This window comes from Streptomyces sp. NPDC019224, assembly GCF_040632605.1.
In the GTDB taxonomy this organism is placed as follows: domain Bacteria; phylum Actinomycetota; class Actinomycetes; order Streptomycetales; family Streptomycetaceae; genus Streptomyces.
On the sequence record NZ_JBEYCF010000051.1, the window covers coordinates 1 to 24690 of the forward strand.

Annotated in this window: 24 protein-coding genes and 1 tRNA gene; 19 read left to right on the forward strand and 6 right to left on the reverse strand. The window is 65.9% G+C overall.

The window, feature by feature from the left end:
- Window positions 1-600 precede the first annotated feature (600 nt).
- The 3 genes from ABZ564_RS26360 (at window position 601) to ABZ564_RS26370 (ending at window position 5196) form a co-directional block, all read left to right on the forward strand.
- On the forward strand, window positions 601-1500 hold the full coding sequence (locus tag ABZ564_RS26360; protein ID WP_360861159.1) for a DNA adenine methylase: 900 nt from the start codon (window positions 601-603) through the stop codon (window positions 1498-1500).
- 149 nt (window positions 1501-1649) lie between these two features.
- Window positions 1650-3752 (forward strand): DUF87 domain-containing protein, encoded by a 2103-nt coding sequence (locus ABZ564_RS26365; RefSeq protein ID WP_360861161.1) that lies wholly within the window; start codon window positions 1650-1652, stop codon window positions 3750-3752.
- Window positions 3753-3762: 10 nt separating this feature from the next.
- Window positions 3763-5196 carry a hypothetical protein gene (locus ABZ564_RS26370; protein WP_360861163.1) on the forward strand — a complete coding sequence of 478 codons (1434 nt, stop codon included), beginning with the start codon at window positions 3763-3765 and terminating at the stop codon, window positions 5194-5196.
- Between the two features lie 136 nt (window positions 5197-5332).
- On the opposite strand, the gene ABZ564_RS26375 is transcribed toward ABZ564_RS26370, so the two are convergent.
- From ABZ564_RS26375 to ABZ564_RS26385, 3 genes are all read right to left on the reverse strand, one after another.
- The gene (locus ABZ564_RS26375; RefSeq protein ID WP_360861165.1) at window positions 5333-6061 is read right to left on the reverse strand and encodes an HNH endonuclease; all 729 of its coding nucleotides are present in this window, start codon (window positions 6059-6061) and stop codon (window positions 5333-5335) included.
- A gap of 110 nt (window positions 6062-6171) precedes the next feature.
- Window positions 6172-7698 carry an AAA family ATPase gene (locus tag ABZ564_RS26380; protein ID WP_360861167.1) on the reverse strand — a complete coding sequence of 509 codons (1527 nt, stop codon included), beginning with the start codon at window positions 7696-7698 and terminating at the stop codon, window positions 6172-6174.
- Between the two features lie 561 nt (window positions 7699-8259).
- Window positions 8260-8712 carry an NUDIX domain-containing protein gene (locus ABZ564_RS26385; protein ID WP_360861169.1) on the reverse strand — a complete coding sequence of 151 codons (453 nt, stop codon included), beginning with the start codon at window positions 8710-8712 and terminating at the stop codon, window positions 8260-8262.
- Window positions 8713-8742: 30 nt separating this feature from the next.
- Here ABZ564_RS26385 and ABZ564_RS26390 point away from each other — a divergent pair, with 30 nt between their 5' ends.
- The 12 genes from ABZ564_RS26390 (at window position 8743) to ABZ564_RS26445 (ending at window position 16068) form a co-directional block, all read left to right on the forward strand.
- Window positions 8743-9522 (forward strand): GntR family transcriptional regulator, encoded by a 780-nt coding sequence (locus ABZ564_RS26390; protein ID WP_190154420.1) that lies wholly within the window; start codon window positions 8743-8745, stop codon window positions 9520-9522.
- Between the two features lie 139 nt (window positions 9523-9661).
- Window positions 9662-10024, forward strand: coding sequence for a hypothetical protein (locus ABZ564_RS26395; RefSeq protein WP_190154406.1), 363 nt, complete (start codon window positions 9662-9664; stop codon window positions 10022-10024).
- Between the two features lie 2 nt (window positions 10025-10026).
- Window positions 10027-11382 carry an FtsK/SpoIIIE domain-containing protein gene (locus tag ABZ564_RS26400; protein ID WP_360861172.1) on the forward strand — a complete coding sequence of 452 codons (1356 nt, stop codon included), beginning with the start codon at window positions 10027-10029 and terminating at the stop codon, window positions 11380-11382.
- A gap of 87 nt (window positions 11383-11469) precedes the next feature.
- Window positions 11470-11628: a hypothetical protein gene (locus tag ABZ564_RS26405; RefSeq protein WP_215207556.1), complete on the forward strand. Its 159-nt coding sequence runs from the start codon at window positions 11470-11472 to the stop codon at window positions 11626-11628.
- The gene (locus ABZ564_RS26410; RefSeq protein WP_360861174.1) at window positions 11628-12308 is read left to right on the forward strand and encodes a DUF2637 domain-containing protein; all 681 of its coding nucleotides are present in this window, start codon (window positions 11628-11630) and stop codon (window positions 12306-12308) included. The genes ABZ564_RS26405 and ABZ564_RS26410 overlap by 1 nt, the downstream gene beginning before the upstream one ends.
- A 17-nt stretch (window positions 12309-12325) precedes the next feature.
- On the forward strand, window positions 12326-12514 hold the full coding sequence (locus ABZ564_RS26415; RefSeq protein ID WP_360861176.1) for a hypothetical protein: 189 nt from the start codon (window positions 12326-12328) through the stop codon (window positions 12512-12514).
- Between the two features lie 5 nt (window positions 12515-12519).
- Window positions 12520-12711 carry a mobile element transfer protein gene (locus tag ABZ564_RS26420; RefSeq protein ID WP_360212052.1) on the forward strand — a complete coding sequence of 64 codons (192 nt, stop codon included), beginning with the start codon at window positions 12520-12522 and terminating at the stop codon, window positions 12709-12711.
- A gap of 11 nt (window positions 12712-12722) precedes the next feature.
- Window positions 12723-12881 carry a hypothetical protein gene (locus tag ABZ564_RS26425; protein ID WP_266717816.1) on the forward strand — a complete coding sequence of 53 codons (159 nt, stop codon included), beginning with the start codon at window positions 12723-12725 and terminating at the stop codon, window positions 12879-12881.
- Between the two features lie 11 nt (window positions 12882-12892).
- Entirely contained in the window at window positions 12893-13213 is a 321-nt protein-coding gene (locus ABZ564_RS26430) for a SpdD-like protein (protein WP_360861178.1), read from the forward strand.
- 91 nt (window positions 13214-13304) lie between these two features.
- Window positions 13305-14726, forward strand: a complete 1422-nt coding sequence (gene repSA, locus ABZ564_RS26435) for a replication initiator protein RepSA (protein WP_360861180.1) — start codon at window positions 13305-13307, stop codon at window positions 14724-14726.
- Window positions 14723-14917 (forward strand): helix-turn-helix domain-containing protein, encoded by a 195-nt coding sequence (locus ABZ564_RS26440; RefSeq protein WP_360861182.1) that lies wholly within the window; start codon window positions 14723-14725, stop codon window positions 14915-14917. The genes repSA and ABZ564_RS26440 overlap by 4 nt, the downstream gene beginning before the upstream one ends.
- Window positions 14917-16068, forward strand: a complete 1152-nt coding sequence (locus ABZ564_RS26445) for a site-specific integrase (protein WP_360861184.1) — start codon at window positions 14917-14919, stop codon at window positions 16066-16068. The genes ABZ564_RS26440 and ABZ564_RS26445 overlap by 1 nt, the downstream gene beginning before the upstream one ends.
- Window positions 16069-16144: 76 nt before the next feature.
- On the opposite strand, the gene ABZ564_RS26450 is transcribed toward ABZ564_RS26445, so the two are convergent.
- Window positions 16145-16220: transfer RNA gene (locus ABZ564_RS26450), tRNA-Arg, on the reverse strand.
- Window positions 16221-16757: 537 nt separating this feature from the next.
- Here ABZ564_RS26450 and ABZ564_RS26455 point away from each other — a divergent pair.
- A complete protein-coding gene (locus ABZ564_RS26455) occupies window positions 16758-19493 on the forward strand; it encodes an AAA family ATPase (protein WP_360861186.1) in 2736 nt (911 codons plus the stop codon).
- An 86-nt stretch (window positions 19494-19579) separates the two neighbouring features.
- The gene (locus tag ABZ564_RS26460; RefSeq protein WP_360861188.1) at window positions 19580-19945 is read left to right on the forward strand and encodes a 6-carboxytetrahydropterin synthase; all 366 of its coding nucleotides are present in this window, start codon (window positions 19580-19582) and stop codon (window positions 19943-19945) included.
- Between the two features lie 106 nt (window positions 19946-20051).
- Here the strand turns inward: ABZ564_RS26460 and ABZ564_RS26465 are convergent, their stop codons facing one another.
- A complete protein-coding gene (locus ABZ564_RS26465) occupies window positions 20052-21332 on the reverse strand; it encodes a M6 family metalloprotease domain-containing protein (protein WP_360861190.1) in 1281 nt (426 codons plus the stop codon).
- A gap of 280 nt (window positions 21333-21612) precedes the next feature.
- On the opposite strand from ABZ564_RS26465, the gene ABZ564_RS26470 reads away from it, so the two are divergent.
- Window positions 21613-22275, forward strand: coding sequence for a helix-turn-helix domain-containing protein (locus tag ABZ564_RS26470; RefSeq protein ID WP_360861192.1), 663 nt, complete (start codon window positions 21613-21615; stop codon window positions 22273-22275).
- 165 nt (window positions 22276-22440) lie between these two features.
- Window positions 22441-23970 (forward strand): MFS transporter, encoded by a 1530-nt coding sequence (locus tag ABZ564_RS26475; protein WP_360861194.1) that lies wholly within the window; start codon window positions 22441-22443, stop codon window positions 23968-23970.
- An 83-nt stretch (window positions 23971-24053) separates the two neighbouring features.
- Here the strand turns inward: ABZ564_RS26475 and ABZ564_RS26480 are convergent, their stop codons facing one another.
- Entirely contained in the window at window positions 24054-24566 is a 513-nt protein-coding gene (locus ABZ564_RS26480; RefSeq protein ID WP_360861196.1) for a MarR family transcriptional regulator, read from the reverse strand.
- Between the last annotated feature and the right edge of the window lie 124 nt (window positions 24567-24690).

Sequence of the window (24690 nt, forward strand, 5' to 3'; positions counted from 1 at the left end):
TGGCTGGCCTAGACAACCGACACGCTATGAACAAGGCCCCGTTTCCGGTGCCCGCACCAAGGCTCCGTCACCTGATCCAGGACGCCGTACGGGCCCTCATCGAACGCCCCACGGTTGAGAAACAGCTAGTCAGACACTGCTGCTGGTCAAGGCTAGGCGGGAAGCCAATCGGCTGAACTCAGTCCACAGGTAGTCCACGAGACCTGGTCACCTTCCTTGGGAGCTCTCTCATCTGCCGAACGGGAATGTTTGGTTCTGGCAAGTGTCGCCGGGGCGGTCTCCACGTGGTTTCGGGGGGCTACGCAAGAGCGTCGTGCCGCGTACTGTCTGCTGGCTGCGGAGCTCGGAGGCTGCGACACCCGACGAAGCTGCCTGGACGTGCGGGGCGGCCGCGAAATTGAGCATCTGACCTGGGGGAACGCTGGAAGACCGCTACAGTAACCGTGTCGACGAGACTAGTTGGTTCGTCATAGGCATGGAGGTAGAGAGGATCCGATGGGGATAAAGCGAGGTGTCACACGTCGCCGCAGTTCGTGGCCGCCGGAAGCGGTGTTGGACAAGGCTGAGCCCCTTGTTGATCAGTCACTCTTCAGTCGCTCCGTGATCAGCCCTCTCAGATACCCGGGCGCCAAGCGTCAGTTGGTACCTGTCATCGAGGGTCTCATCGCCGCCAACATTCCCCCCCCACGCCTGCTAGTGGAGCCGTTCTGCGGAGGCGCGACGACGACCTTGAGGCTACTCGGCGCAGGAGTGGCTGAGCACGGCATCCTGGCAGACGTCGACCCGCTGGTTGCTGCCTTCTGGAAGACAGCCGCCTTCGATGCGTCGTGGCTGATCTCTTCCATGCATGAGCTGACGATAACGGTCGAGGAGTGGGACCGTTGGCGTGCCGCCAGTCCTCGCAGCCGACGAGATCGTGCTCTGAAGTGCCTCTTCTTGAATCGCACGACCTTCTCGGGGATCCTCCACGGCCGGGCGGGACCCATCGGCGGGCGTGCTCAAGCATCGAAGTACACGATTGACTGCCGATTCGGCCTGGAGGGTCTGACCCGAAGGATCAATGGTGTGGCCGAACTGGCCTCGACAGGACGCCTACTGGATGTCTGGCAGGCTGACTGGCGAACTACCCTACAGAGGGTCTCCGAACGCTTCGGGTTCCTTGAAGATCACGAAGTGGTCGTCTACTTGGACCCACCATACGTAGACAAGGCCCTGTGGCTGTACGAGTGGTCGTTTGATAGCGGGGAACACGGCGCCCTCGCCTCGGCTCTGCTGACAGACACTCATTATCGCTGGCTACTGTCTTACGACGACCATGGAGCGGTACGCGACCTGTACTGCGATCAGCAGGGGCAGACGACGTTGCACGTCTCTCACAGGTACACCGCGGCGGGTTCCGAAAAGCGCACCGTCAAGGATGAGTTGCTCGTGACGAACCTCCCAACGATCCCGCCTTCGGACGACTACAGGGTCCTAGATCTACAAGAGCCTGCCAACTAGCGCGAGTTGGACTAGCCTCAACTGGGGCCCCTCTGCGTTCGATGTGAAGTCGTCGGAGGCGCAGGGGCGCTAGGCCGGCGTCAGGTCACACCTGCGCAGGCGCGGTTCTGTCTGGTAGGCAGGCCGGAACTAGCTCTAGGGGAGGGCACATGACCAGGCTATCGGGTATTGCTGGAGCGGCCACAGCTGGCGGGAACCCGTTGACGGCGCTACTCGATGGCGCTAAGAGGCTGGGCGGGATCTACCACCTTGACTATGACAAGGCCATCGTCATCACCGACGACTTCGTAAAGAGGGAAGCGGGTGGTATCCCGCGCAACGGATTCCTCCTGGCGGCAGCCACGGTGCCTACTAAAGAGACGAATGCCCCGCTAGACGAAGACGAAGTTATCTTGCTCCGCGTCCGGGGAACCGCTGCGCTGCCCAATGAGAGCGAATTGATCGCCACGCGGCTCGCGGCCATGCGCACCGCAGATGTTCGCGATCAGCGACCGGAAGCCGTGATCGATAACCTGACCTCAAGCCAGATCGAGATGTCCGCTTTTGACTGCGAGGTACTTGGGACCTTCTACTCGGATTTGGTTGCACGTCAGCCGTATGTACAGTGGGGCGCCGATATCGACAACGTGTACTCGGGTGCCCGCTATTTTGTATACCTCCCCTCAGCGGAAGTGCTCTCCTTCATCGCTTCTTATCCTGACAAAACATCGGAAGAGATCGAGAAGAAAGAAGAGCCTGACCTGATCGACATTGGTGTTGTCCGTTTCTCTTCCACGCGCCGCCGCGCGGTAGCTGCAAAGATGGACAATGTCCCCGTGAAGGTTCGCGTAACCGACTTCATCTCGCGAAAGACCGCGGTCCTCGGGATGACACGTGTGGGTAAGTCGAACACCAATAAGACCCTTTGCACGGCCGTCTTCGAACATGCAGCGCGAACTCGAAAGAACATCGGTCAGCTTATTTTTGACCCACAGGGTGAATACGCCAACGTAAACGAGCAGGACAAAACTGGCCTTCGGTTGCTGGGTATCGGCGGCGATCGCGTCCGGATCTACAAGATGAAGCCCGATCCCGACGATAGCCAGGAATTCCCCCTGGCTGTGAACTTTCATGACACGAATGAGTTTCCCATGGTATGGGAGATGCTGGGGGATTCACTTGCGGACATGAGCGCTTCATATGCTAACGCGTTCAAGACAGCTCGGCTGCTGGAACCCGATCGTGACGACTATCCCGTCGGACCTGCTGGCGAGCGCGAATATTACGACACCCTTTGCGATGTCCAAAGGGGCAAACTTGCATTCTATGCCCTGCTTGCCAAGGCGAGCTACCCAGGGTCTGCACCAGGTTTTACTCTCCGTTTCAAGATGGACAAGGCCACCCGGGCCGCGTTTGAAAAGGATCGACCGAGCATCCTCGAGTTGGTAAATTCCAACAATGGTCTCTGCGCTGTCCATTCCCCCGCGGAGGCCAAGACGGTTGTTACGTGGCTATCGGAACGCATAGCAGAGGTCGTGAACGACAATGTGCCACCCCAATATCAGCAAGTGAATGCCGCCACGTGGCAAAACTGCGATCCTTTTATGGCAGTGCTGGCCGTCTTTGACGCCAGGGTAGGAAGCGCGGTAATCAACCGAATTAGGACACTGGTTGACTTCCATGACCCCGCGAGTCGCGGTGATCTAGCTGACAAAGTTTGGGATGATCTGGTGGCAGGAAGGCTGGTGATTATTGACCTCTCCGTCGGGAGTGACCGAGTCATCACGATGCTTTCCGAGCGCCTGGTTTTCCGGCTCATCGATCGCGCCAATCAGCGATTCAGGGCAAACTTGCCAAATGCGCCAATTCAGATCGTAGTTGAAGAGGCTCACAACCTCTTTGATCGAACTAAGGCGGGCAAGTCCACCGTAAAGGACGACCCCTGGGTGCGCCTCGCGAAAGAAGCCGCCAAGTACGAAATGGGCCTTGTGTACGCGACGCAAGAGGTAACGAGCATTGACAAGCGAATTCTGTCAAACACCTCGAACTGGGTCGTGGCGCATCTGAACTCTGACAATGAGACGCGTGAACTGAGTCACTATTACGACTTTGCCGTCTTTGCCGATGGCCTGCGGAAAGTGGAGGATCGCGGCTACGCCAGAATGAAGACATTCTCAGGGAAGTACATCGTTCCGGTGCAGATCGCGAAGTTTGACCATGCCATGATCAACCGTGCGCGCGAGGCGGCTGGTCTTCCTCCTATCAATCCCTGAGGGTGATGAAATGCCTTACGAGCAAGAGCGGGCCTCACGGATTGGCCATGTACAAACTGCGCTCAGTCCCGCGATCAGCGAAGCGATGGAGCGCTGGCAAACCCCCGCCCTTGAGGTAGGTGATCCTGCTCATATCACAGAAAGGCTCACTTCACTCGAGAATCTAAACAGAGATGACCGCCCCGATCCAACATTTGCCATCGCCTTTGACGGCTCTAACCAGGAAGTTGAGGCTCGCCCGGGGTACCCGTCGGTCCGTGTGGGCTACATTCAGATCGCCGGCGTGTACGTCGACATCTTGAAGTTCCTAGGGGCCAACAGCTCAGGACTTGTTAATGCGCGTCAGCTGGAACGTGCACAGATAACGCAGACGGTGAACAGCGTCCTCCCTGGGTCCAACGTTTTCCTCAAAGGAGTCACTGGGCGAGACTCCTGGCGCGCGGAGTTCGACAGGAGTTTCGCTGAGTCAGAGATCACTGATTTCGGTAATTCATTCAGTCTTACCGATGCTCTCATGACCATCCACGGCAAACCCGGTGCTCCGGCTTCGTCTCTAACTCTGAGTAAATGCCCGGCCTGTGGAGCGTCAGACCAGAGAGTAACGGCCTCAGGGGGCGTATGTGCGACTCCGGACTGCATGGAGAAGCTTTACCCAACAGATGTCCTTCGCGGATACGAGGAGTTCACTGACGATGGGGAGAATGCACTCACTCTCACGCGAGCCATGAACATGGCTGAACGCCTGCTACTTATTTCCTACATTGACGGCTTCTATCGGGTGGAACCCCGGATGCTGTCACAAGGCATCTTTATTACTGACGGCCCATTGGCTGTCTACGGTCCTGCTGCACCCATGAAGTCCAAGTTCCTCGAATATTGGACTCAACTTTGTGTTGCCATGGATCGGCGCGACATCGCGCCTCCTCTGTTGGTTGGAATTGAGAAGTCCGGCCGCTTCGCCGATCACGCACGTGTAATTGAGCGTCACATCCCAAACGGGCACGTCATGATGCTGGATACTCCTTATATCAATCGATATGTGACGAATCAAAAACCCGACCATCACTATGGGAAAGATGAGTTCTACGGTCGCCGCTTCATCTACAAGACGAGTACCGGCGAGTCACTCGTCGTGACGGTTCCGCGAGTTCCTGGGGGGCATCCATATGAGAAACCTCGTCGGGATAGCGCCGGCGACTTCATCCAGGTTCCATCCGAAAAATACGAGTCGTATCCAACGCTCAGAGTGACCCTTGAGGCACTGGATCTCATGCAGACCCAGTTGTATCCCAACGCCGTTATTCCTGTCGCCCTCGCCCATTCGGCTTCTTCGCTCCCCTTGGGAACGGGCCGCAGCGTCCTGACGCTGCTCGCTCAAAGAAGCCTTGGAATGCCACAAGACAGCGTTGGACTGAGTCGGTTCAAGCCGCCCAAATATAGGTAACAGGGATGCTAAAGGTAACACCTATCGGGTGTAAATAATGGAGTGGACGGGGCGGCTTAATCGTAGTCCCCGTTCTCCTCGGCTAGCTTGATTAGCTGGAGAAAGTAACGTGAGGCTCCGCATGTGGATGGCGAATCTAAATTTCGTTCATGCCGCCGTTTACATACCATTGGCTATCAGCCAAGGCATTGCAGAGAGCGCCCTCCCACGTATTACCCGCAGTCGACCAATATCCCGCTGCGGCCTCCTGTAGGTGCAGGCGCAGCTCATCTGGCCCGGCACGTTTGAGTAGGCCGGAGTGCTGTATTCTGTCAGTCGCGAGCTTTCCTGCCGCGGCAAGGGCGTACTGTCGGCGCAGCCCAAAAAACGTAAAGTGTCGTACTACCCGATCGGTAAAAGTAGCGCTCCAGTCGCCACCCGGTCTAACAAAATACTCGGCACGAGCTGGCGAATCTTCGTGAATCCGTGCCTCCAGCCATTGACTCGTTCCTAGGCTGTCGAAGTAGGGATGAAGGAGCGTCTCGGTTTCATCTGCGGGATCCTTACTGGACTTCCTTTGGTTGCACTTGTTGCATGCCGGGACCAAGTTCGCTGGAGTGATCGCCAGAATTGGGTATTCACTCTTAGGTAGCTGGTGGTCGAGAGTTGTTGCGATCCCTCGCCCGCACAAAGGGCAACGCTCGTACGGTGCACCCGCCAGGATTTGATCATATATATCCCGGCCGGCCTTGCTAGTGACCAAGCCGCCGTCGTACGCGAATTCTAGGTACTCTCCATCGCTCCCTGTTGCAGGAAGTTGTCTGCTGAGATCGTGCAACGTTCCGTCACGCCCGGCTGCGAGGTACAGCATCTCTGCCGTTTTCATGTCGGACGTTCGTGCGTCAATCCTATTGGAGTGTGGTTGACGTCGCATTCGTAGCGTCACCGCTGCCGCGGCTTCTGCGACAGTAACCTCAGGAATGTCAAGTTGCAGCATTAGCCCTCGAGTTCAGAGCGGCGCTCAGCGATCAGGGCGCGCAAAAGAGCACGTGCTTCGGTTCCAATTGAATTGAACCGGTCGATAATTTCCTCATAGCTTGCCCCGGAGTCAACCATTTCAGCAAGCCGCCGGTAGTAACCAGTTGCGGTTACCTCAAGGTGGAATACCGAACGAGTCAGATCACCCACGTTCTCGCCCCACGTCTCGATCTCCGGGGGATCAGCCCGCAGCCTTCGGCCGTGCCGGCGGAGCACGAAAGTACACTTGCGGGGGATCTCCTGGAGAACCACAGGAGAGTGTGTCGCGAGCAGAGCCATGCCGTTTCTGTCCCGTAGAAGATCCGAGATGCTCTTAACCAATGCTGACAGTAGGGGTGGGTGAAGGTGCGTTTCTGGTTCGTCGATAAGGACGAGAGTCCGTTCCGTGACGCTTGCGACCAAATGGGTCATCGTCTGATAGACCATTCTGTGCCCTGAACTTAGCTCTTCTAGCAACTCCTCGGCTTCTGCGGCAACCTCATTGATCGGCTCGCCCTCAATGACTCGCAGCAGCAGATCCTCCCGACCCTCAAGGAATCCAGATCCTGCGTAGTTGAGGGTCTGCATAGCTTGTAGCCATAGCTGCCGTCTCGTGCCGATCATGCAGACTTCAAAACTTTCTAGAAACTCGCGCTTTTGATCTGCCTCTGGCTTTAGGAAAGTTCCTCTATTTCCGCTTGCGTGAAGCCCAACGTATTTAAACGGGAGCAGTGTCGAAGTGCGCGTGTCGCTGGCGAAGAGAGTGTCAAAGGCGCTGAATGATACGGCGACGACATTCATTGGCTCCGCCGTATCATCGCTCAAGTCTGAGATGATTGCCGCGCTCCTGGAAACTTTACTCGCTAGCTGATGCAGGATTCTAGTTTTTCCGGCACCGTTGCGACCGATCAGCGCGTAAACATTTGATGGCGGATCGGAGTGGGGGTCCACCTTAAAGCGAAGATTAATGGAATTGGAGGCGCCAATTGGTTTGGCTTCAAATGTCCACTCGTATTGAACTGTCCTGGCTCGCCCGTAGGCGATCTTGGCTAGGCGATCGATTTCTGCCTCGCGGTTCTCAATCCCGCGCATGACGGATTGTTTCAAAACTGGTGCATCTCGAACCCGGCGCCAGAGATGAGTATTAAATGCGAGATCATTCAACCCGCGGAAGAGGTTGTGACGGATTTCATTCGGCAGCTCGTTTAGATTGGAATAGTAGGAATCGTCGACGCCGAGACTGAAATACCCTTGGGGTAGTCGATCGAATGTTTCGTCGAGTTGTTCGCGGGTTGAGAAGATGCCTGGCAGTTCATCGCTCTGCATTCCGGGGTGTGCAATTCGAAGGCGCCCTATCTTGACAAGTCGACCACCTTGAGTGATGCGTATCTTCAGTTCGAATAGTGTCTGAAATCCGAAATCATCCCATTGCTCCGGGAGCAAGTAGGCGCCTGGTGCTTTTCCGACCGCACTGTGCCACTCAACTAGCTTGAACGTGAAGCTCATCCAGGTAACTCCTAGCCACGTCGGGCGAACCACGGACCGTATGGTGGTGGCAGGCCCGAGCTCCACGTTCGTTCGAAGGCGCTGGCGCGTGCGAGTGCCCAACGCAGATTACCGCTCGGTCGTTTGAGCGGGCACGTCCCGGTTGCGGGCAGTGATACCCCAAGGTCGCCCCTAGGAATCTTCGTTCTCTGGGAATGGCGTCGATGCCCTGCACCGACGCTCGCGGTCGGTGGAGCGGCTTTGGGCTGGAGCTGCTTTGGCGCGAGTGATCATGGCCCCGTAAGCTTCCGGCGAGTCGGGCAGTCTGTGGACCTGCCCGCTAAAGCACGACGTTGGGGCCATGATCTTCGAGGCTCGCGCCAAAGTGGCTGCCTAAAGCCGTGGAACCGGCCGCCCCAGCCACGACGTACCCCTTCTCTTGCATCAGGCGACTGATTCCTTGGAGCGCGGCACGGACGCTGGCCGGGCTGGAGCGGGGCGGAGACAGGAGCGCAGGCCCGGCCGGGGGCCGGGCCGCGCGCGGGGAGCGGAGCGAGCCGCCTTGATGATGGAGAGAAAGTCTTATCCCACTGGGATGAGGTGCTTGCCGTCGTGGCTGCGTACGTGGGGCCCGTTGCCGTCCAAGGCGTCCAGGAGCCTGACTGCGTAGACCTCGGCCATGCGCTCGCTCACCTCGTCCGGAGTGAGCCAGGAAACGGCAGTGGACTCGCTGGAGGTGCGTTCCGTGCCGCCGGAGGGCTTGCAGCGGAAGACCAGGGCGACAACGCCTCGGACCATGTTCTTGTACACGCCGGTGAGTTCGTCCACCTCAACGTGGATGCCGGTCTCTTCCAGGACCTCGCGGACCACGCCGGCCTCCGGGGCCTCGTCGAGTTCGAGGATGCCGCCGGGGAGCTCCCAGGTGCCGTTGTCGGCTCGGCGGATCGCCAGGAGGCGGCCGTCCTCGCGCACCACCACTCCGGCTACTGACACGGAGTGCAGGGGAGACGGTGTCGCTTCCTGTGGTTGACTCATGTAGAGGAGCTTAGGAGGCAGAGAAGGACTATGGGAACTGCTGCTGGAGGGGGCACGGCCGGGCCTCGGTACGTGCAGATCGCGGAAGAGATCGTGCAGCAGATCCGGGCGGGGGTTCTGAAGCCTGGCGACATGGTGCCGAGTGAATCCGAGCTGGTGGATCGTTACGGCGTGTCTGGCGGGACCATCCGTAAGGCCATGGCCGAGGTGCGGGCGAGTGGACTCGTCGAGACCCGGCATGGCAAGGGCTCGATCGTGAAGAACCGGCCTCCTGTGCGGCACCGCTCCTCCGATCGCTTCCGGCGCTCGCTCAGGCAGGGAGGGCAGGCGGCCTACCTCGCGGAGTCCGCCCAGTCCGGCGCCACCGCAAAGGTCAGCGTCCTCTACATCGGGCCTATGGAGGCTCCCGAGGATGCCGCCCAGCGGCTGGGCGTCCCCGCCGGCACGCAGGTGCTGGCCCGTCGGCGCCTCTACTTCCGCAACGGCGTTCCGGTCGAGACCGCCACGTCCTACCTGCCGTGGGACGTCGTGAAGGAGATCCCGGAGCTGTTCGCCGAGAACCCCGGTGGTGGTGGCATCTACGCCCGGCTCGAAGATCACGGACATGAGTTCGCGGAGTTCGTCGAGACGCTGCAAGCGCGGCCGGCCTCGAAGGCGGAAGCCTCGGAGCTTGCGCTGAGCCCGGGTGCTGCCGTGGTTCACCTGATCCGGGAGGCCCGTACGACCGCGGGTCTCGTGGTCGAGGTGTGCGACACGCTCATGGCCGCTGATCAGTTCGTTTTCGAGTACCGCATCCCTGCCGACGACTGACGCTCACTCAACTTCTGGCAGCCCGTCGCGAGTTCTTCTTCGCGGCGGGTTGACTCATGTACAGGAGTCGTGCACTCTTCTTCATGTCACTCATATACATGAGTGGCGAAGTTCGGCATCTATAGAGGAGTGCTCCGCTATGCGTCAGATTCCCGTCGACACCTCCGCCGCGATCGTGATGGTCGCCAAGACTCCGCAGCCCAAGGTCAAGGACCGCCGCACGGGCGAGATCGCCATGGACATCGAGTCCGGCGCGAAGCTGATGACGGTCGACGTGATGTTCGCGGCGAACGAGGAGGTGGAGATCCTGTCCATCACCGTCCCGGAGCCCGGGATCAGCGGTGAGCTGGCCATGGGCACGCCGGTCGCGCTCACCGGCCTGGTTGCCCGGCCGTGGGAGAACGACTTCAACGGTCAGAAGCGGCACGGCATCGCGTTCCGTGCGGTCGCGGTCACCTCGCTCGCTAACGTCAACGCCGCCGCAGGACCGAAGGCGGCCTGATCATGACCGGCTTCACGGTCGCTCTGGTGCTGGTCGTCGCCGCCGCGGGTCTCCTGCGGTGGCGGCGTCCCGCCTGGTACTGGCTGACCTTCGGGATCATCCTGGCCACGCTGCGGGTTCTGGTCCGGTACGGCTCCGTCATGGAAGCCTGCGGGCTGACCGTACCGCCCACGAGATGGCGGCTCGCCCTGGCACGGGCCACCAACCGCCCTATGCCGGAGTCCCGTCCACCGCGCATCCTGCGGCTGCGGCCAACTCGCACCGGCCTGGTCCTACGGCTCAAGCTGCGCCCCGGACAAGACGCCTTCGACGTCGCCGCCGCCTCGGACCGGCTGCGCCACTCCTTCTCGATGTACGGCGTCACTTCGCGTGAACTGCGGTCCGGCGTGGTGGAAGTGCGGATGACCGGCTACGACGTCCTCAAGCGGGTGCAGATGCCCGCCACGACCGAGACCCGGCCCATGCGGGTTCCCGTCGCCCTGCGGCAGGACGGCTCGGTGCACTACCGCGACTACCGGGCGATCCCGCACGCCCTCACCCTCGGCGCCACGGAATCCGGCAAGTCCGTCTACCAGCGCAACCTGGTCGTCGGACTCGCCCCCATGGATGTCGCCCTGGTCGGCATCGACTGCAAACAGGGGGTCGAGCTGTTCCCGCTGGCCCGCCGCTTCTCCGCGCTGGCCGACAATCCCGACACCGCCGCCGAACTGCTCGATGCGCTCGTGACTCGGATGGCAGACGTCTATCAGCTCATCCGTGCCCAGCAGCGGATCACGGTCGACGTGCCGGACGCGGAGATCGCCGCCGACATCTGGGACCTGCCCGAACATCTGCGGCCCGTGCCAGTCGTGGTCCTGGTCGACGAGGTTGCCGAACTGGCCCTGTTCGCGAGCAAGGATGAGGAGAAGCGGCGGGACCGCATCATTACCGCGCTGGTCCGCCTCGCCCAGCTCGGCCGCGCGGCCGGCATCTACCTGGAGATCTGCGGGCAGCGCTTCGGCTCCGAACTCGGCAAGGGCATCACCATGCTCCGCGCCCAGCTCACCGGCCGCACCGCCCACCGCGTCAACGACGAGACCAGCGCCAACATGGCCTTCGGCGACATCTCCCCGGACGCCGTCCTCGCCGCCATCCAGATTCCGGCCGAGATGCGGGGGATCGCGATTGCGGGTGACTCCTCCGGCGGCTGGCACCGCATCCGGGCTCCGCACACCTCGCTCCGCCAGGCCGTGAACCTCTGCAACCGGCACGCCGACCGCACCCCGGCTCTGCCCGAACTGGCACGGTTCCGGCCCGCCCTCGCCGGACCCGCCGCCGCTCCCGTGCCGTCGGCCAAGCCTTCTCCGGCCACCGCCTGATCTCTCGCTCGTCCCATCGGCCGGCGCGACCGTCCCTCGCGCCAAGTCCCTACCCCTGCCATGCCTGATGAAGGGAGAACCCGCGTCATGTGCCCCGACTGCGAGGACTTCGCCCGCACCGTCCTGCTCCTGGGCCAGCTCGCCCTCTACGCCGACACCAGCGGCGCCGACCTCGACTTCGTCGACGTCGTCAGCCCCTCCCTGGCCGCATCACTCCCCGAGCCGCCGACCGGTGAGGAGTCCTGATGGCCGCCCGCCACGGCCTGCGCGTCGACGCCGTCCTGGTCCAAGCCGTCATCGCCGGAGCCCTGTCCTTCGCCCACCTGCACGACCTGGCCGCCGCTGCCGGACAGGACGGCTGGAAAGCCTGGGCCTACCCGGTGAGTGTCGATCTGCTCCTGGTCGCCGCCTGGCGACGCCTGCGCAGTGAAGGGCCGTCGCGGCTGGCCTGGTGCTGGTTCCTCATCGCCCTGTTCGCCTCCCTCGGCGCCAACGTCGCCACCGCCGGATTCCTCGACCTGGCCGACCCGCCCGCCCTGCTGCGCCTGGGCATCGCCGGATGGCCCGCCCTCGCCTTCCTCGGCGGCACCCTCCTTGCCCACTCCGCCGACCACCACACACCGACTCCGCCGGCACCCGCCCAGACCCCGGAACCCGACCTCGCCGACGACCACGAGCCGCACCCCGAACCCGTACCTGACCCGGAGCCCACCCCGGCCCCTGCTTCGGCCCCGGTGGAGGAGCCGCCGGCGCTTCCGCCCGCCGACCCGGCGCCCGCGGTTCCCGCCGTCCTCGTCGACCACGCCCGCAAGGTCGCCGCCGACTACCGCGACCGCACCGGCGCCCCGATCGACACCGACACCCTGCGCGCCCGCCTCGGCGTCCCGCCCCACCTCGCCGACGCCATCGCCGCCCACCTCACCTGACCCGGAAGGAACGACCGATGACCTCCGACCCCGCTGACCTGACCGCCGCCGACTACCTCGACAGCGCCCGCGAGATGACCGCCGCCGACCGGCCCTACCTCGCCCACCTGCTCGCCGAGGAAGCCGCCCAGCGCACCACCGACCCGGCCACCGCCGCCGCCATCCGCGCCACCTTCCCCGACCCCACCACCACCCGGAAGGACTGACCGCCATGCCCGCCCGCGACCACTTCCACTCCGTGATGCGCATCGGCCCCGTGCAGATCGGCACCCACCGCGACCGCCACGGCCGCACCGCGCACGCCGCCGTCTGCACCGCCGACCGCTGCGGCTGGTCCGCCGACTACTCCAGCCAGTCCGCCGCCCAGCTCGCCGCCCGCACCCACCGCTGCCGCGTCCGCTAGGAGACACCGCCATGCAGGTCCCGCTCTGGTTCGCCCTCGCCGTCGTCGGCTACCTCGGCTGCAAGCTCTTCCGCCCGCCGCTCTGGCTGGTCCTGGTGCTGCTCCTCGGCGGCTACCTCATCGCCGACAGCCTCCTCGCCCCCGTCATCGACACCGCCATCACCAAGTAGGGAGCCCTGCCATGCTCCGCCCGAAGATCCCCACCATGCCCACGCCGACCGGGCTCGTCACCCCGCCCGCCGTCGTCGAGCCGACCACCGTCACCCCGGGCGTCCCGGTTCCGCCGTCGGCGCCCGTAGCCCCGGCCGCGTCGACCCGCCCGACGGTCCAGCTCACCCCCGGCGCAGTCCTCGCCCTCGTCGGCGCCGGCACCGCCGTCGTCCTGGTCGTCGGCGCCGTCCTGGTCTCGATGCTCCTGGCCGTCGCCGTCACCGGAGCCTCGGTCGCCGTCTGCGCCGTCGTCCTGCGCTCTCTGGTCACCGCCGACGCCAAGCGTCGCTGACCGGCCCCCGGGCGGCCTCGATACCGCCAAGCATCCGCCGCCCGGGAGTCGTCCCCACCGATCGATCTCGCAACCGGAAGGAACCCTCAGCATGGCCCACCGGGCCTCATCTGCCACACCCAAGGTGACCACGTCCGCCCGCCCGCTCGACCCGATCACCCTCGGAGACGTTCTCCGGGTGGCCTCGGCTGCCGACTACACCCGCTGGGAGGACCAGATCCGCCGTACCGGCGGCTGCTCCGACCCGATCCACCTGACCGGCTGGACGCTCACCAAGGACAAGACCACCGGTGAGACGCTGCACCACTACTCCACCGAGAACGAGCCGGGCGGACGCCTCCGCCTCGCCTGCGGCAACCGCCGTGCCTCCCGCTGCCCTTCCTGCGCCTGGACCTACGCGGGCGACACCTACCACCTGATCCGCGCCGGCCTCGCCGGGGACGACCGCCGCGACATCCCCGCCGACGTCCGTGATCACCCGCGCGTCTTCGCCACCCTCACGGCCCCCTCGTTCGGCCCGGTCCACAACCGGCCCGATCACGGCGGCCCCTGCCGCTGCGGCGACCGGCACGCGTCCGACGCCCCGGAGCTGGGCACCGCCCTCGACCCGGACGCCTACGACTACGCGGGCGCCGTCCTGTTCAACAACCACGCCGGACAGCTCTGGCAACGCTTCACCACCCGGCTTCGCCGCGAACTCGCCGCCCGCGGCGGCCTGGCCCGCCGAGAACTCGCCGACCACCTGCGCGTCTCGTACGGCAAGGTGGCCGAGTTCCAGAAGCGCGGAGCCTTGCACTTCCACGCCGTCGTACGCCTCGACGGCCCCGACGGGCCCGGCACTCCGCCGCCCGCCTGGGCAACGGTCGACGTACTCACCGACGCGCTCCGAGTAGCCGCCGCGCACTCCTACACCTCGGTCTCCGTCCCGGCCGCCGCCGATCAACCCGCCCGGACGTTCCGCTGGGGCCGACAGCTCGACGTCCGCCCCGTCAAGGCCTTCGGGGACGGCTCCGACATCACCGAACAGGCCGTCGCCTCGTACGTCGCCAAGTACGCCACCAAAGCCGCCGAGAACACCGGCACCCTCGACCGCCGCATCGGCGAACTCTCCGAACTCGACCGCCACGGCGTCCCCGACCACACCCGGCGGCTCATCACCGCCTGCCGCGACCTCGACGCCCTGTACCCGGACCGACGCCTCTGGGCCTGGGCACACATGCTCGGCTTCCGCGGCCACTTCTCGTCCAAGTCGCGCGCCTACTCCACCACCCTCGGCGCCCTCCGCCAGGAACGCGCCGACTTCCGCGCCGCTCAAGAGGCTTCTGCCCTCGGCCTCGACGACCGCGAACCGGACACCGTCCTCGTCCTGACCGACTGGCAGTACGCCGGCCACGGCCACACCCCTGGCGAAGCTGCCCTCGCCGCCACCATCGCCCGCGACCTCCAGACCAACCGCGAGACCGCCCGCGACGCCCTGCGTGACAGCTTCACCGAGGAGGGAACCGCAGCATGACCACCGCCACCGCCACCGCCGAACTCCTGACCGTGCCGGAGGTCATGGCCCGGCTCAAGCTCGGGCGTTCCAAGGTCTACGACCTCATCCGATCGCAACGCCTCGCCTCCATCAAGATCGACGGCGCCCGCCGCATCCCTGCCCACGCCGTCACCGACTTCGTCCTCGGCCAGATCGAGGAGGCTGCCTGATGGCCAGTCAGCGCAAGCGCAACCCGAACGGCGCCGGCACCATCACCAAGCGCAAGGACGGCCGCTTCCAGTGCGCGGTCTACGTGCTCCAGCCGGACGGCACCCGCGCCCGCAAGTTCGCCTACGGCAAGACGTGGGCCGAGTGCGACGCCAAGCGGCGGGAGCTGCTCGACAAGGTGGACCAGGGCGTGCCCGTGCCTACCAAGTCGGCCAAGCTCTCCGAGTGGCTGCCGTACTGGCTGGACAACGTCATCAAGCCCCGGCGCAAGCTCAGCACCTTCGACAAGTACGAAGCGCACGTCCGCCTCTACCTGGTGCCCCTCCTCGGCGGCAAGCGGCTCGAAAGCCTCGGCGTCGCCGACGTCCGCCGCTTCCTCGTCCGCCTGGAGAAGGAGACGACCGCCGCAACCGCCAAGGAGTCGCACCGGGTTCTGCGCTCGGCGCTGACCTCCGCCTGCCGTGAGGAACTCATCACGCGCAACGTCGCCAAGCTCGTCGAGCCGCCGCGCACGGACAATCGGGAGTTGCAGCCCTGGAGCCTCGACGAGACGCTCGACTTCCTCGTGGCCTCTCGTAAGGATCCGCTCTACGCGGCCTTCGTCCTCGCCATCGCCATGGGCCTGCGGCGGGGCGAGATCATCGGTCTGCGCTGGTCCGACCTCGACCTCGACAACCGCGTCCTCTACGTCCGCCAGCAGACCCAGCGCCGTCGCGGCGTCCTCTACGACGACGATCCCAAGAGCCGCCGCCGTCGTGTCGTCCCGCTGCCCGCGCTCTGCATCGCGCCCTTGCGCTGGCACCGGATGCGGCAGACAGCGGCTCGGGCCAGGGCGGGGGAGACCTGGCAGGAGTCGGGCTACGTCTTCACCACCCGAACCGGCCGTCAGGTCGAGCCGCGGAACGTCTACCGCTCCTTCACCCGCGTCGCCCAGTCCGCCGGCCTCCGCGTGATCCGGCTGCACGACGCCCGGCACGGTACCGCCACGCTCCTCACAGCGGCCGGGGTCGCGCCGCGCGTCGTGATGGAGATCCTCGGGCACTCGCAGATCAGCATCACCATGGACGTCTACACGCACGTCGTGCAGGACACCCAGCGGGAGGCCATGAGCCACATGGACCGGCTGCTGCGGAGGCGTCCCGGTCGTCAGTGACCGCCCTTGTTGATGTCAGAAGTGGATGTCAAAGGCCCGCCACCTCCGGAAATCCGGAGGTGGCGGGCCTTTGACCTGGTGCCCCCGGCAGGATTCGAACCTGCGACACCCGCTTTAGGAGAGCGGTGCTCTATCCCCTGAGCTACGAAGGCGGGGATCTGTAGGAAAATGTGCAGGAAATTGCGGCGGAAGCCGCGATCCCGGACACATCGGTCCACTGATCCGGCGGGGCGCCAGCGGTCTGGCGTCCCGCCGTCAGTGTAGCGGGTGAGGGAGTCCAGGTGAGGGGCCCACCCGTCCGGCGCCGGGAAGGCGGCTGCTCGGTGCCGGGCGGCCGTCGTTGTTCCGGTAGTGACGGATGGCGAGGGGGCCTCCCTCTCGGGGCGAGGGGGATCCGATGGCGGTACGCATCCGGAACGGTTCACCCGGCCGTCGGGCACGGTCTGCGTTCCTGACTTCCGGCTGCCCGAATCCGGCACCTGGGAAGAGGCCGGGGAAGGGATCCCACGCATCACGAAGGCCGTCGAACCGCCCGGGGTGCGGGCTTGGAGCGTGCTGCCGAGGAGGTGGTGTGATGGGTTTCGGCCAATCGTCCGACCAGACTTGATCGGCCATCATGACGACCGCCGTCAGGGCGTGTTAGGGATGCACACGTGACAGACGTGGGCTCGGAGGACCAGGGAGACGCAATGGAAGAGGTATTCGTCGACCGGGACGAGAGCTTGCGGCTGCTCCACGAGTCCGTGTCACGCCTGGCCGTCGGGGAACCGAGTGTCGTGGTGGTCGAGGGCGAGTCGGGGATGGGGAAGTCGGCGCTGCTGCGGGAGTTCGCCCGGCGGACGGGTGCCGGCGAGGAAGCGGCGCGCGACGGCCGGCGTGAAGGGGTGGACGGGGCTCCCTGTCGCGTGGTGCTGGTGCAGGCCACGCCCGGGATCGGCCCTCGGCGCGCGTTCGGTCCTGTGTACGACGCGTTGTTCGCCCTGCAGTCCCGTGCTCCACAGGGCCGGCGGGGGCGGGGGCTGGGGCGGGCGGCCGGCAGAGGAATGGCCGCGGTCGCGCCGGAGCTGTTGTCGTTGGCGCTGCCCGGCCTGGGCGCCGTGTACTCGGCCGGCCGGGTCTTCGCCGAGGCCGCGGTGACCACGGGGTCCATCCCCGGCGACAGCCTTCAGCCGCTGTCGAGCGAGGTCACTCGGCAGCTGGTCGACACGCTGCTCGCGCAGGCGCGGGACGGCAAGCCGTTGCTATTGATGATCGACGACATCCAGCTCTGCGACGACTCCACCCTCGAGTTCCTTCACCTCCTGCTGCCGCGTCTGCGCCAGGAACCCCTGGGGCTGGTTCTCGGCCTCGGCTCGTACACGTCGGGCATCGGGAACGGCGGGGCCGCGGAGGATCTGCTGCACAGCTGGCGGCAGGAGTACAGCGATCTGTTCGCTCCCCCGCACCGGATTCCGCCCCTGCCTCCGTGGGCGGTCGGGCAGTTGGTGGACCGCAGGCTCGGACAGCACGCGCTGCCCGTGGGCTTCGCCCTGGAGCTGAACGCGGTGACGAAGGGCCGGCCTGTCTTCGTCGAGCAGTGTCTGCGGCTGTGGAGCCCCGGCCACGGGCCACGCGTTCCGTTGCCGACCGAGCTGGACGCGGCCGTCCGCGACCGTTTCGAACGACTTGACGACCAGGAACGTGAACTGCTGTACGTCGGAGCGGCGATGGGAGAGTTCTTCTTCTCGCACACCGTCGCCGAGGTGACCGGTATGTCCCACGCGCGTACGCAGGACCTGCTGGACGGCATCGGTCGGCACCATGGCCTCATCCGGCCGCGGTCATGGGGTGAGATCCCTGCGTGGGCGCGGCAGTTGGACACATCCTGGTACGACTTCGAGCACCGTGTCCTGCAGACGGGGATCAGGCACCTGCAGAGCGAAGGGGTCAGACTGCGCCGTCACGCCGCCATCGCGTCCGTCCTGGAGCGCATGCCGGTCAGCGGCGAAGGGCGACGGCCGGTAGAACTTCGAGCGATCACCGCCGAGCAGTACCGCTTGGCGGGCCCGGCCCACGCGGCGCGGAGCGCCGGCGCCCACTACGGTCTCGCCCGTTCCATCGCCGTGGAGGACCTGTCGTTCGCCGAGGCCGAGCAGCACTGCCGTACGGCCATCGAGTCCGCACGGCTTCTGCCCAGCGGCCACCCTGAGCGTGATGTCCGGCTCGTCGAGGCGATCGAGTTGCTGCTCAGTCTCACCGAGGTGCGGTGGAAGGGCGGTGAGGGGGACCGGGAGAGCGCCGGGATCGACGAGCTCGCCGCGGAGGCCGAGGAAGCCGCTCACCGGCTGGGGGATTCCCTGCTGGTCGCCCGGACCACCTTGCTGAGGGGCAAGACCCTGATCGCCGTCCGCGGGGTCGCGCCGTCCCTGGAGAAACTGCGCGAGGCCGTTGAACGGGCCCGGGAGTGCGGTGAGCGCGGTCGCCCCGCCCTCTTCGTCGCCATGGTCGAGTACGGGCGCCAGTTGCCCAAGCACGATCTGCAGGCGGGTCTGCGGGTCCTGCGTGAGGCCGAGGAGCTCTACGCCTCCGACCCGCAGCTGGGGGAGACGGGTAACCCGGTCCTCCAGCACGCACGGAACCTCAACGAGATGCAGATCGGCGTCAACCTCTTCGACTCCGGCCTGCTGGGCGAGGCGGGACAGCGGCTCGAGCGCTGTGTGGAGCGGCTGCGGAACGAACCGTTCCACGCGGAACTGCCTATCGGCCTCAATTACCTCGCCCAGCTCCACCTGGCCCTGGGGAGCTGGGACCGGGCACGCGACGTCCTGCGCGAGGCAATGGAATTCGAGGAACGCCGGGACGGGCACAGCGGCTGGCACGCCTACAACACCGCACTGCTCGCGAAGGTCGTCGTCCGCGACGCCGATCGTGTCGACCAGGCCGTGCAGCTGGCCGAGGACGCCTGGGTGGAGACCCAGCGGACCTGGCTGGTCAACCTGGTGCCCATCGTCCGTAACCTCTACATCGAGGTGCTCCTCGAAGCAGGCGGCCATGCGGAGCTCGCCGCCCGACTGGCCGAGGACACACTGGTGGACACCCGGGCGAGCGGCATGGTCCGCAGCGAGATCGCCGGGTTCGTCCTGCGCAGCCGTATCCGCCTCCAGGCAGGCCGGATCGACCTCGCGGCCCGTGACGCCCGCCAGGCCCTGGCCCTGCTGGCCGAACACGGTGACATGCCGGCTCTGCGCACGGAGGAGGTCCTGGCCCGGGCTGCCGAGGCCCTCGCGCGAGCAGGTGACGGTGACGAGGCCGCCCTCCTGATGAACCGCGCCCGCGTTGTGGTCCGGCGGAAGGCCCGGAGCATCGACGACCCGGTGCTGCGCGAGCGGTTCCTCGGACAAGTACCGCTCAACCGTGAGCTCTTCAGGGACCAGGAGGGCGCGTAGGAGGCCGGATCCGGGCCGGCGGCTACAGTGCGAGATCGGGCCAGGCGAGTCCCATCCGCGGGAAACGGCAGGAGACGGGAGTCGGCATGTTCAGCATCAGCAAGGAATTCCACTTCTCGGCAAGCCATGTACTCGACCGCCTGCCGAAATGGCACCCATGCGCGCGTCTGCACGGTCACAACTACGTGGTGGTCCTCGAGCTGTCGGCAGAGGACGACGATTTGAACGACGTCGGGTTCGTCCGGGACTACCGGGACCTCGACGCTTTCAAGAAATGGATGGATGCCACCCTCGATCACCGGCACTTGAATGAATCGATGGGGGGGGGGGGCTCCCCCACCGCCGAGAACATCGCCAAGTGGATCTACGACACCTGGTGCCAGGACCTTCCTGAACTGAGTGCGGTACGCGTCTCGGAGACGCCCAAGACGTGGGCGACCTACCGCGCCTGAAGGTGAGGGCCGCGGGGCCTGCTCAGCGGACGCGGTTCTGTCCGCAGGACTGTACGCACCGCCGAGCGGATCGGCACCGTCCAGCCGGCCGGGGACGGCCCCGCCCTCAGGACCGGGTCACCTGCACCCGGTAGTCCCCCTCCTCGTCCTTCTCCAGCACCGAGATCCGTATGCCGTTGGTCCGGTCCGTGAAGGTGTCGCCCGGTTGGAACGCGGCGTCGGAGAGTTCGGCGTGGACGTTGGGGAGGCGGGTGCAGCCGGGGCTGTCCTTGGTGCTGTCGGACACCGAGACGGGGCCCTGGCCCGTGTCCACGTCGGAGCTGACCTTGTAGATGAGGACGCCGGGGCGGCAGACCGCCTGGTCGTTGCCCGCCTGGGTGCGGACCTCCACCGCGTAGCCCGACTCCGCGGTCAGGGGAACGACGGCCAGTTTCAGGCCGCCGCGGGTGGCCAGGGGTTCCAGGACGTGGTCCGTGGTGCCGGGGCGGGCGGCGCAGCTGACCTGGTCGTTGTCCAGCCAGCCGAGCTTCCACTTGTGCCAGCCCAGGAGGTCGTTGTTGGCGCCCCAGTCCTCGGACATGATGTCCCAGTGCCCGACCGAGCCGCCGCCCTCCCTCGTGTAGAGGTCGGGCAGGCCGAAGACGTGGCCGTTCTCGTGGGGCAGGACCCGGTAGCCGGTCTGGGCGTACGAGCCGGAGCCGTCGTCCTGGCGGCTGTAGACGAAGGACGTGTTGGCCAGCGGCACCCCGTCCGCGACCGGGGCGTCGTCGTTGCCGGAGAAGGTCACCGACAGCACGGTGTCCAGGGCCGAGGGACCGGCGTTCGGGGTGACCAGGATGTTGACCAGGTCGTACGCGCCGAAGTCCACCTCCGGGTCGGCGGCGGTCACGATGTCCTGGACCAGATGGCGGTAGCCCGGCTCGTACGGGGAGCCCCGCTCGATTCCGTACTCCTCGAAGGGCAGCGGCATCCGCAGCCATGAGGTGATCGGGGCCTCGGGTATGTAGGTGAGCCGGCCGTAGGAGCTCGTCCGGAACCAGTTCGTGGTCTGCGGGAAGAACTCGGCCAGGCGGTCCATGGCCCGCCCGGTGCCCGGCGCGTCCGGGAAGTCGATCATCAGGTTCAGTGCGCGGACGCGGCCGGTGGAGCGCGCGTAGCCGGGTTGCGTCGGCATGCCCTCCGACATCTGCACGCCCATGGCCGACGCGATCCGGCAGGGGCCGAGTCCGGTCGCCAGGGGGGCCGTCGCCGCCGGGCCCGCCGACACGGGACTCTGCGGGGGCAGGGTGCTGCTCGCGGTCGCCAGCGCCGCTATGACCAGGGCCGTTGCAGCGCCGAGAGCGACCGGGCGGCGGTGCTTGCGTATCCGGCGGCGGGGCTGCTGCATAGAGGCGCCTTCCGGTCCGCGGCAGCCGGCCGACCTCGGCTGCGCTCTGCCGTCAGCCTGTGCCGGGTGATCGTCGGGCGCTCGTTGGGTGCGCCGTTCGGCTGGTTTTCCAGCCAGGATGTATGTGATGCAGGTCACAAGGAGCGGGGAAATAAGCGGGGAGGATTTCCCCGTTTGCATCGGTGTCCCCCGCGAAACGGGGAAGCGGTCCCCGGTTGGTTCCCCGGCCGTGACCGCAACGGAAGAGAACCGGAAGCACCGGAAGAGAAGGAGTGCCGTCGTGGCCGTCGCCGCCCGTACCGCCACCGCGCCGGCGCAGCCGCGTACGCCCCGCCCGAGGGCCGACGCGCTGCGCAACCGGGAGCGGATCGTGACGGCCGCGCGCGAGATGTTCGTCGAGTTCGGGGCCGATGTGCCGCTCGACGAGGTCGCCCGCCGCGCGGGCGTCGGCAACGCCACCCTCTACCGGAACTTCCCCGACCGGGCCGCCCTCGTGCACGAGGTCGTGCTCGCGGTCACCTCCCGTACCACCGACCGCGCCGAGGAGGCCGCCGCCGAAGAAGCGGACCCCTTCGCCGCACTCACCCGCTTCGTCCACGCGGCGGCCGACGAACGCATCGGGGCCCTGTGCCCCATGCTGTCCGGCGGCTTCGACAAGGACCATCCCGAACTGCTCGCCGAGCGCCGGCGCCTCGAAGAGGCCGTCGAAGGGCTCGTCGCGCGCGCCATGTCCGCGGGGCGCCTGCGTACCGACATCGCCGTCGGTGACGTACTGGTCGCCCTCTCCCAGCTCACCCGGCCGCTGCCGGGCATCGCCTGCCCGAACATCGACCGGTTCACCCACCGACACATCCAGCTGTTCCTGGACGGACTCGAGGCCCCGGCCCGGTCCGTACTCCCCGGAACGGCGGCGACCCTGGAGGACCTGCGGCGCCGGACGTGACGCGTGACGCGATGTGACGTGATCCGAGCCCGCCCTTCCCTCTTCGCCCCGACCTGAGTCCGACCTCCTCCCGTCCGTGAACGCGCCCTCGGCCGTGCCCGCGACCAGCGGCACGCACGGTTCGCGATCTCCTGTGCCCTCCCGCGCCCCTAGGTGGCTACCCCCATGTCAAAAACAGCTGACGTCCGACTCCCCGACCCCAGTCGCTGGAAAGCACTGGCGTTCATCGCACTCGCGCAGTTGATGGTCGTGCTCGACGCCACGATCGTGAACATCGCCCTGCCGCACGCCCAGACCGCACTCGGCATCACCGACGCCAACAAGCAGTGGGTCATCACCGCCTACGCCCTCGCCTTCGGCGGGCTGCTGCTCTTCGGTGGGCGCATCGCCGACCTCTGGGGCCGCAAGCGCACCTTCGTGGTCGGCCTCATCGGCTTCGCGCTGGCCTCCGCGCTCGGCGGCGCGGCGCAGAACCAGGGCATGCTGTTCGGCTCCCGCGCCCTCCAGGGCGTCTTCGGCGCGCTGCTCGCGCCGGCCGCGCTCTCGCTGCTCGCGGTGATGTTCACCGATGCCAAGGAGCGCGCCAAGGCGTTCGGCATCTACGGGGCGATCGCCGGTGGCGGCGGTGCCGTCGGCCTGATCCTCGGCGGTCTGCTCACCCAGACGCTGAACTGGCGCTGGACGTTCTTCGTCAACATCCCCTTCGCGGTGGTCGCCGCCGCCGGTGCCTACTTCGTCATCCGCGAGCCCGCCGGCACCCGCAACCGCTCCCCGCTCGACCTCCCGGGCGTCGTGCTGTCCGCGCTGGGCCTGGTCTCGCTGGTGTACGGGTTCACCCGCGCCGAGTCCGCAGGCTGGTCGGACGCGCTGACCGTCGGCTCGTTCGTCGCCGCCGGTGTCCTGCTGCTGGCCTTCGTCCTGACCGAGGCCCGGGTCAAGTCGCCGCTGCTCCCGCTGCGCGTCCTGATGGACCGCAACCGCGGTGGTGTCTACCTCTCGCTGGGCCTGGCCGTCATCGCGATGTTCGGCCTGTTCCTCTTCCTCACGTACTACCTCCAGGTGGTCAAGGGCTACTCGCCGATCAAGACGGGCTTCGCCTTCATGCCGATGATCGTGGGCATGATCACCGGATCCACGCAGATCGGCGCCCGGCTGATGACGCGGGTCCCGGCCCGCAAGCTGATGGGGCCGGGCTTCCTGACCGCCGCGGTCGGCATGCTGCTGCTGACGCGCCTGGGCGTCGACTCCTCGTACGCGGCGGTCATCCTGCCGGGGCAGCTCCTGCTGGGTCTGGGCATGGGCACGGCGTTCATGCCGGCCATGTCGCTGGCCACGCACGGTGTCGAGCCGCGTGACGCGGGTGTCGCCTCCGCGATGGTCAACACCTCGCAGCAGGTGGGCGGTGCGATCGGTACGGCCCTGCTGAACACGATCGCCGCCTCGGCCGCCACGGCGTACGCCACCTCGCACGCCGCGCTCGGCGCCACCGATCCGGAGCTGCTGAAGCTCCAGTCGATGGTGCACGGCTTCACCAGTGCCATCTGGTGGGCCGTCGGCATCCTGGTGGTGGCCGCCGCGATCGCGCTGACCTTCATCAACGCGGGCCGTCCGACGTCGACCGGAACCTCCGCGAGCGGCGGTTTTGGCGCGGACGGTGCCGAGGAGGAGTTCAAGGTCCCGGTCGTCGCCCACTGACCTCCCCGCCCCCGCGGATACGTTTCCGCCCCGGTTCCCTCGTACGACGGAACCGGGGCGGAAGTGTGCCGGGGCCGGGTGGCTCAGCGCAGCCAGGGCAGGTCGGCGTCCGGGCAGTCCGGCTGCAGTCCGGCCGCCAGGACCTTCATGATCTCGCCCAGCGAGCTCACCTGCTCGGGCGTGAGGCGGTCGAACATCGCCTGGCGGACGGCCTTCACATGGCCGGGCGCCGAGCGGCGGAGCATCTCGTGGCCCTCGTCGGTGAGGACCGCGTTCTGGCCCCGCTTGTCGGAGGGGCAGTCCTCGCGGCGCACCCAGCCGTTCTTCTCCAGCCGGGCGACGGCGTGCGAGAGGCGGGAGCGGGTGATCTTGGCGTTCTTGGCCAGTTCGGTCATCCGCATGCGGCGGCGGGGTGCCTGGGAGAGCTGGACGAGCAGGCCGTAGTAGATGTGCGGCATGCCGGCATCGGCCTGCAACTGGCGGTCGAGGTGATCCTCCAGGAGCGTGGTGGCGTGCAGATACGCGCGCCAGACGCGTTGTTCTTCGTCGGTGAGCCAGAGCGGCGCCCCGGTTGATGCCGTGGTCATGGACTCCACTGTACGACCTTTTCTTGAAAGTTTAACTAGATAGAGCTAAGGTCTCCGAAGGTAGGAGCTTGAAGATTAAAGAATCTTTCCTGTCGAAGCCTCCTGCAGAAGACTTACCTTGAGTAGCCGCAGA

Bases quoted from the DNA above. Each gene is read 5' to 3' on its own strand.
- ABZ564_RS26365 (WP_360861161.1), top strand. From the start codon at position 1,650: ATGACCAGGCTATCGGGTATTGCTGGAGCGGCCACAGCTGGCGGGAAC.
- ABZ564_RS26370 (WP_360861163.1), top strand. From the start codon at position 3,763: ATGCCTTACGAGCAAGAGCGGGCCTCACGGATTGGCCATGTACAAACT.
- ABZ564_RS26375 (WP_360861165.1), bottom strand. From the start codon at position 6,061: ATGAAAACGGCAGAGATGCTGTACCTCGCAGCCGGGCGTGACGGAACG.
- ABZ564_RS26380 (WP_360861167.1), bottom strand. From the start codon at position 7,698: ATGAGCTTCACGTTCAAGCTAGTTGAGTGGCACAGTGCGGTCGGAAAA.
- ABZ564_RS26385 (WP_360861169.1), bottom strand. From the start codon at position 8,712: ATGAGTCAACCACAGGAAGCGACACCGTCTCCCCTGCACTCCGTGTCA.
- ABZ564_RS26390 (WP_190154420.1), top strand. From the start codon at position 8,743: ATGGGAACTGCTGCTGGAGGGGGCACGGCCGGGCCTCGGTACGTGCAG.
- ABZ564_RS26395 (WP_190154406.1), top strand. From the start codon at position 9,662: ATGCGTCAGATTCCCGTCGACACCTCCGCCGCGATCGTGATGGTCGCC.
- ABZ564_RS26400 (WP_360861172.1), top strand. From the start codon at position 10,027: ATGACCGGCTTCACGGTCGCTCTGGTGCTGGTCGTCGCCGCCGCGGGT.
- ABZ564_RS26405 (WP_215207556.1), top strand. From the start codon at position 11,470: ATGTGCCCCGACTGCGAGGACTTCGCCCGCACCGTCCTGCTCCTGGGC.
- ABZ564_RS26410 (WP_360861174.1), top strand. From the start codon at position 11,628: ATGGCCGCCCGCCACGGCCTGCGCGTCGACGCCGTCCTGGTCCAAGCC.
- ABZ564_RS26415 (WP_360861176.1), top strand. From the start codon at position 12,326: ATGACCTCCGACCCCGCTGACCTGACCGCCGCCGACTACCTCGACAGC.
- ABZ564_RS26420 (WP_360212052.1), top strand. From the start codon at position 12,520: ATGCCCGCCCGCGACCACTTCCACTCCGTGATGCGCATCGGCCCCGTG.
- ABZ564_RS26425 (WP_266717816.1), top strand. From the start codon at position 12,723: ATGCAGGTCCCGCTCTGGTTCGCCCTCGCCGTCGTCGGCTACCTCGGC.
- ABZ564_RS26430 (WP_360861178.1), top strand. From the start codon at position 12,893: ATGCTCCGCCCGAAGATCCCCACCATGCCCACGCCGACCGGGCTCGTC.
- repSA (WP_360861180.1), top strand. From the start codon at position 13,305: ATGGCCCACCGGGCCTCATCTGCCACACCCAAGGTGACCACGTCCGCC.
- ABZ564_RS26440 (WP_360861182.1), top strand. From the start codon at position 14,723: ATGACCACCGCCACCGCCACCGCCGAACTCCTGACCGTGCCGGAGGTC.
- ABZ564_RS26445 (WP_360861184.1), top strand. From the start codon at position 14,917: ATGGCCAGTCAGCGCAAGCGCAACCCGAACGGCGCCGGCACCATCACC.
- ABZ564_RS26455 (WP_360861186.1), top strand. From the start codon at position 16,758: ATGGAAGAGGTATTCGTCGACCGGGACGAGAGCTTGCGGCTGCTCCAC.
- ABZ564_RS26460 (WP_360861188.1), top strand. From the start codon at position 19,580: ATGTTCAGCATCAGCAAGGAATTCCACTTCTCGGCAAGCCATGTACTC.
- ABZ564_RS26465 (WP_360861190.1), bottom strand. From the start codon at position 21,332: ATGCAGCAGCCCCGCCGCCGGATACGCAAGCACCGCCGCCCGGTCGCT.
- ABZ564_RS26475 (WP_360861194.1), top strand. From the start codon at position 22,441: ATGTCAAAAACAGCTGACGTCCGACTCCCCGACCCCAGTCGCTGGAAA.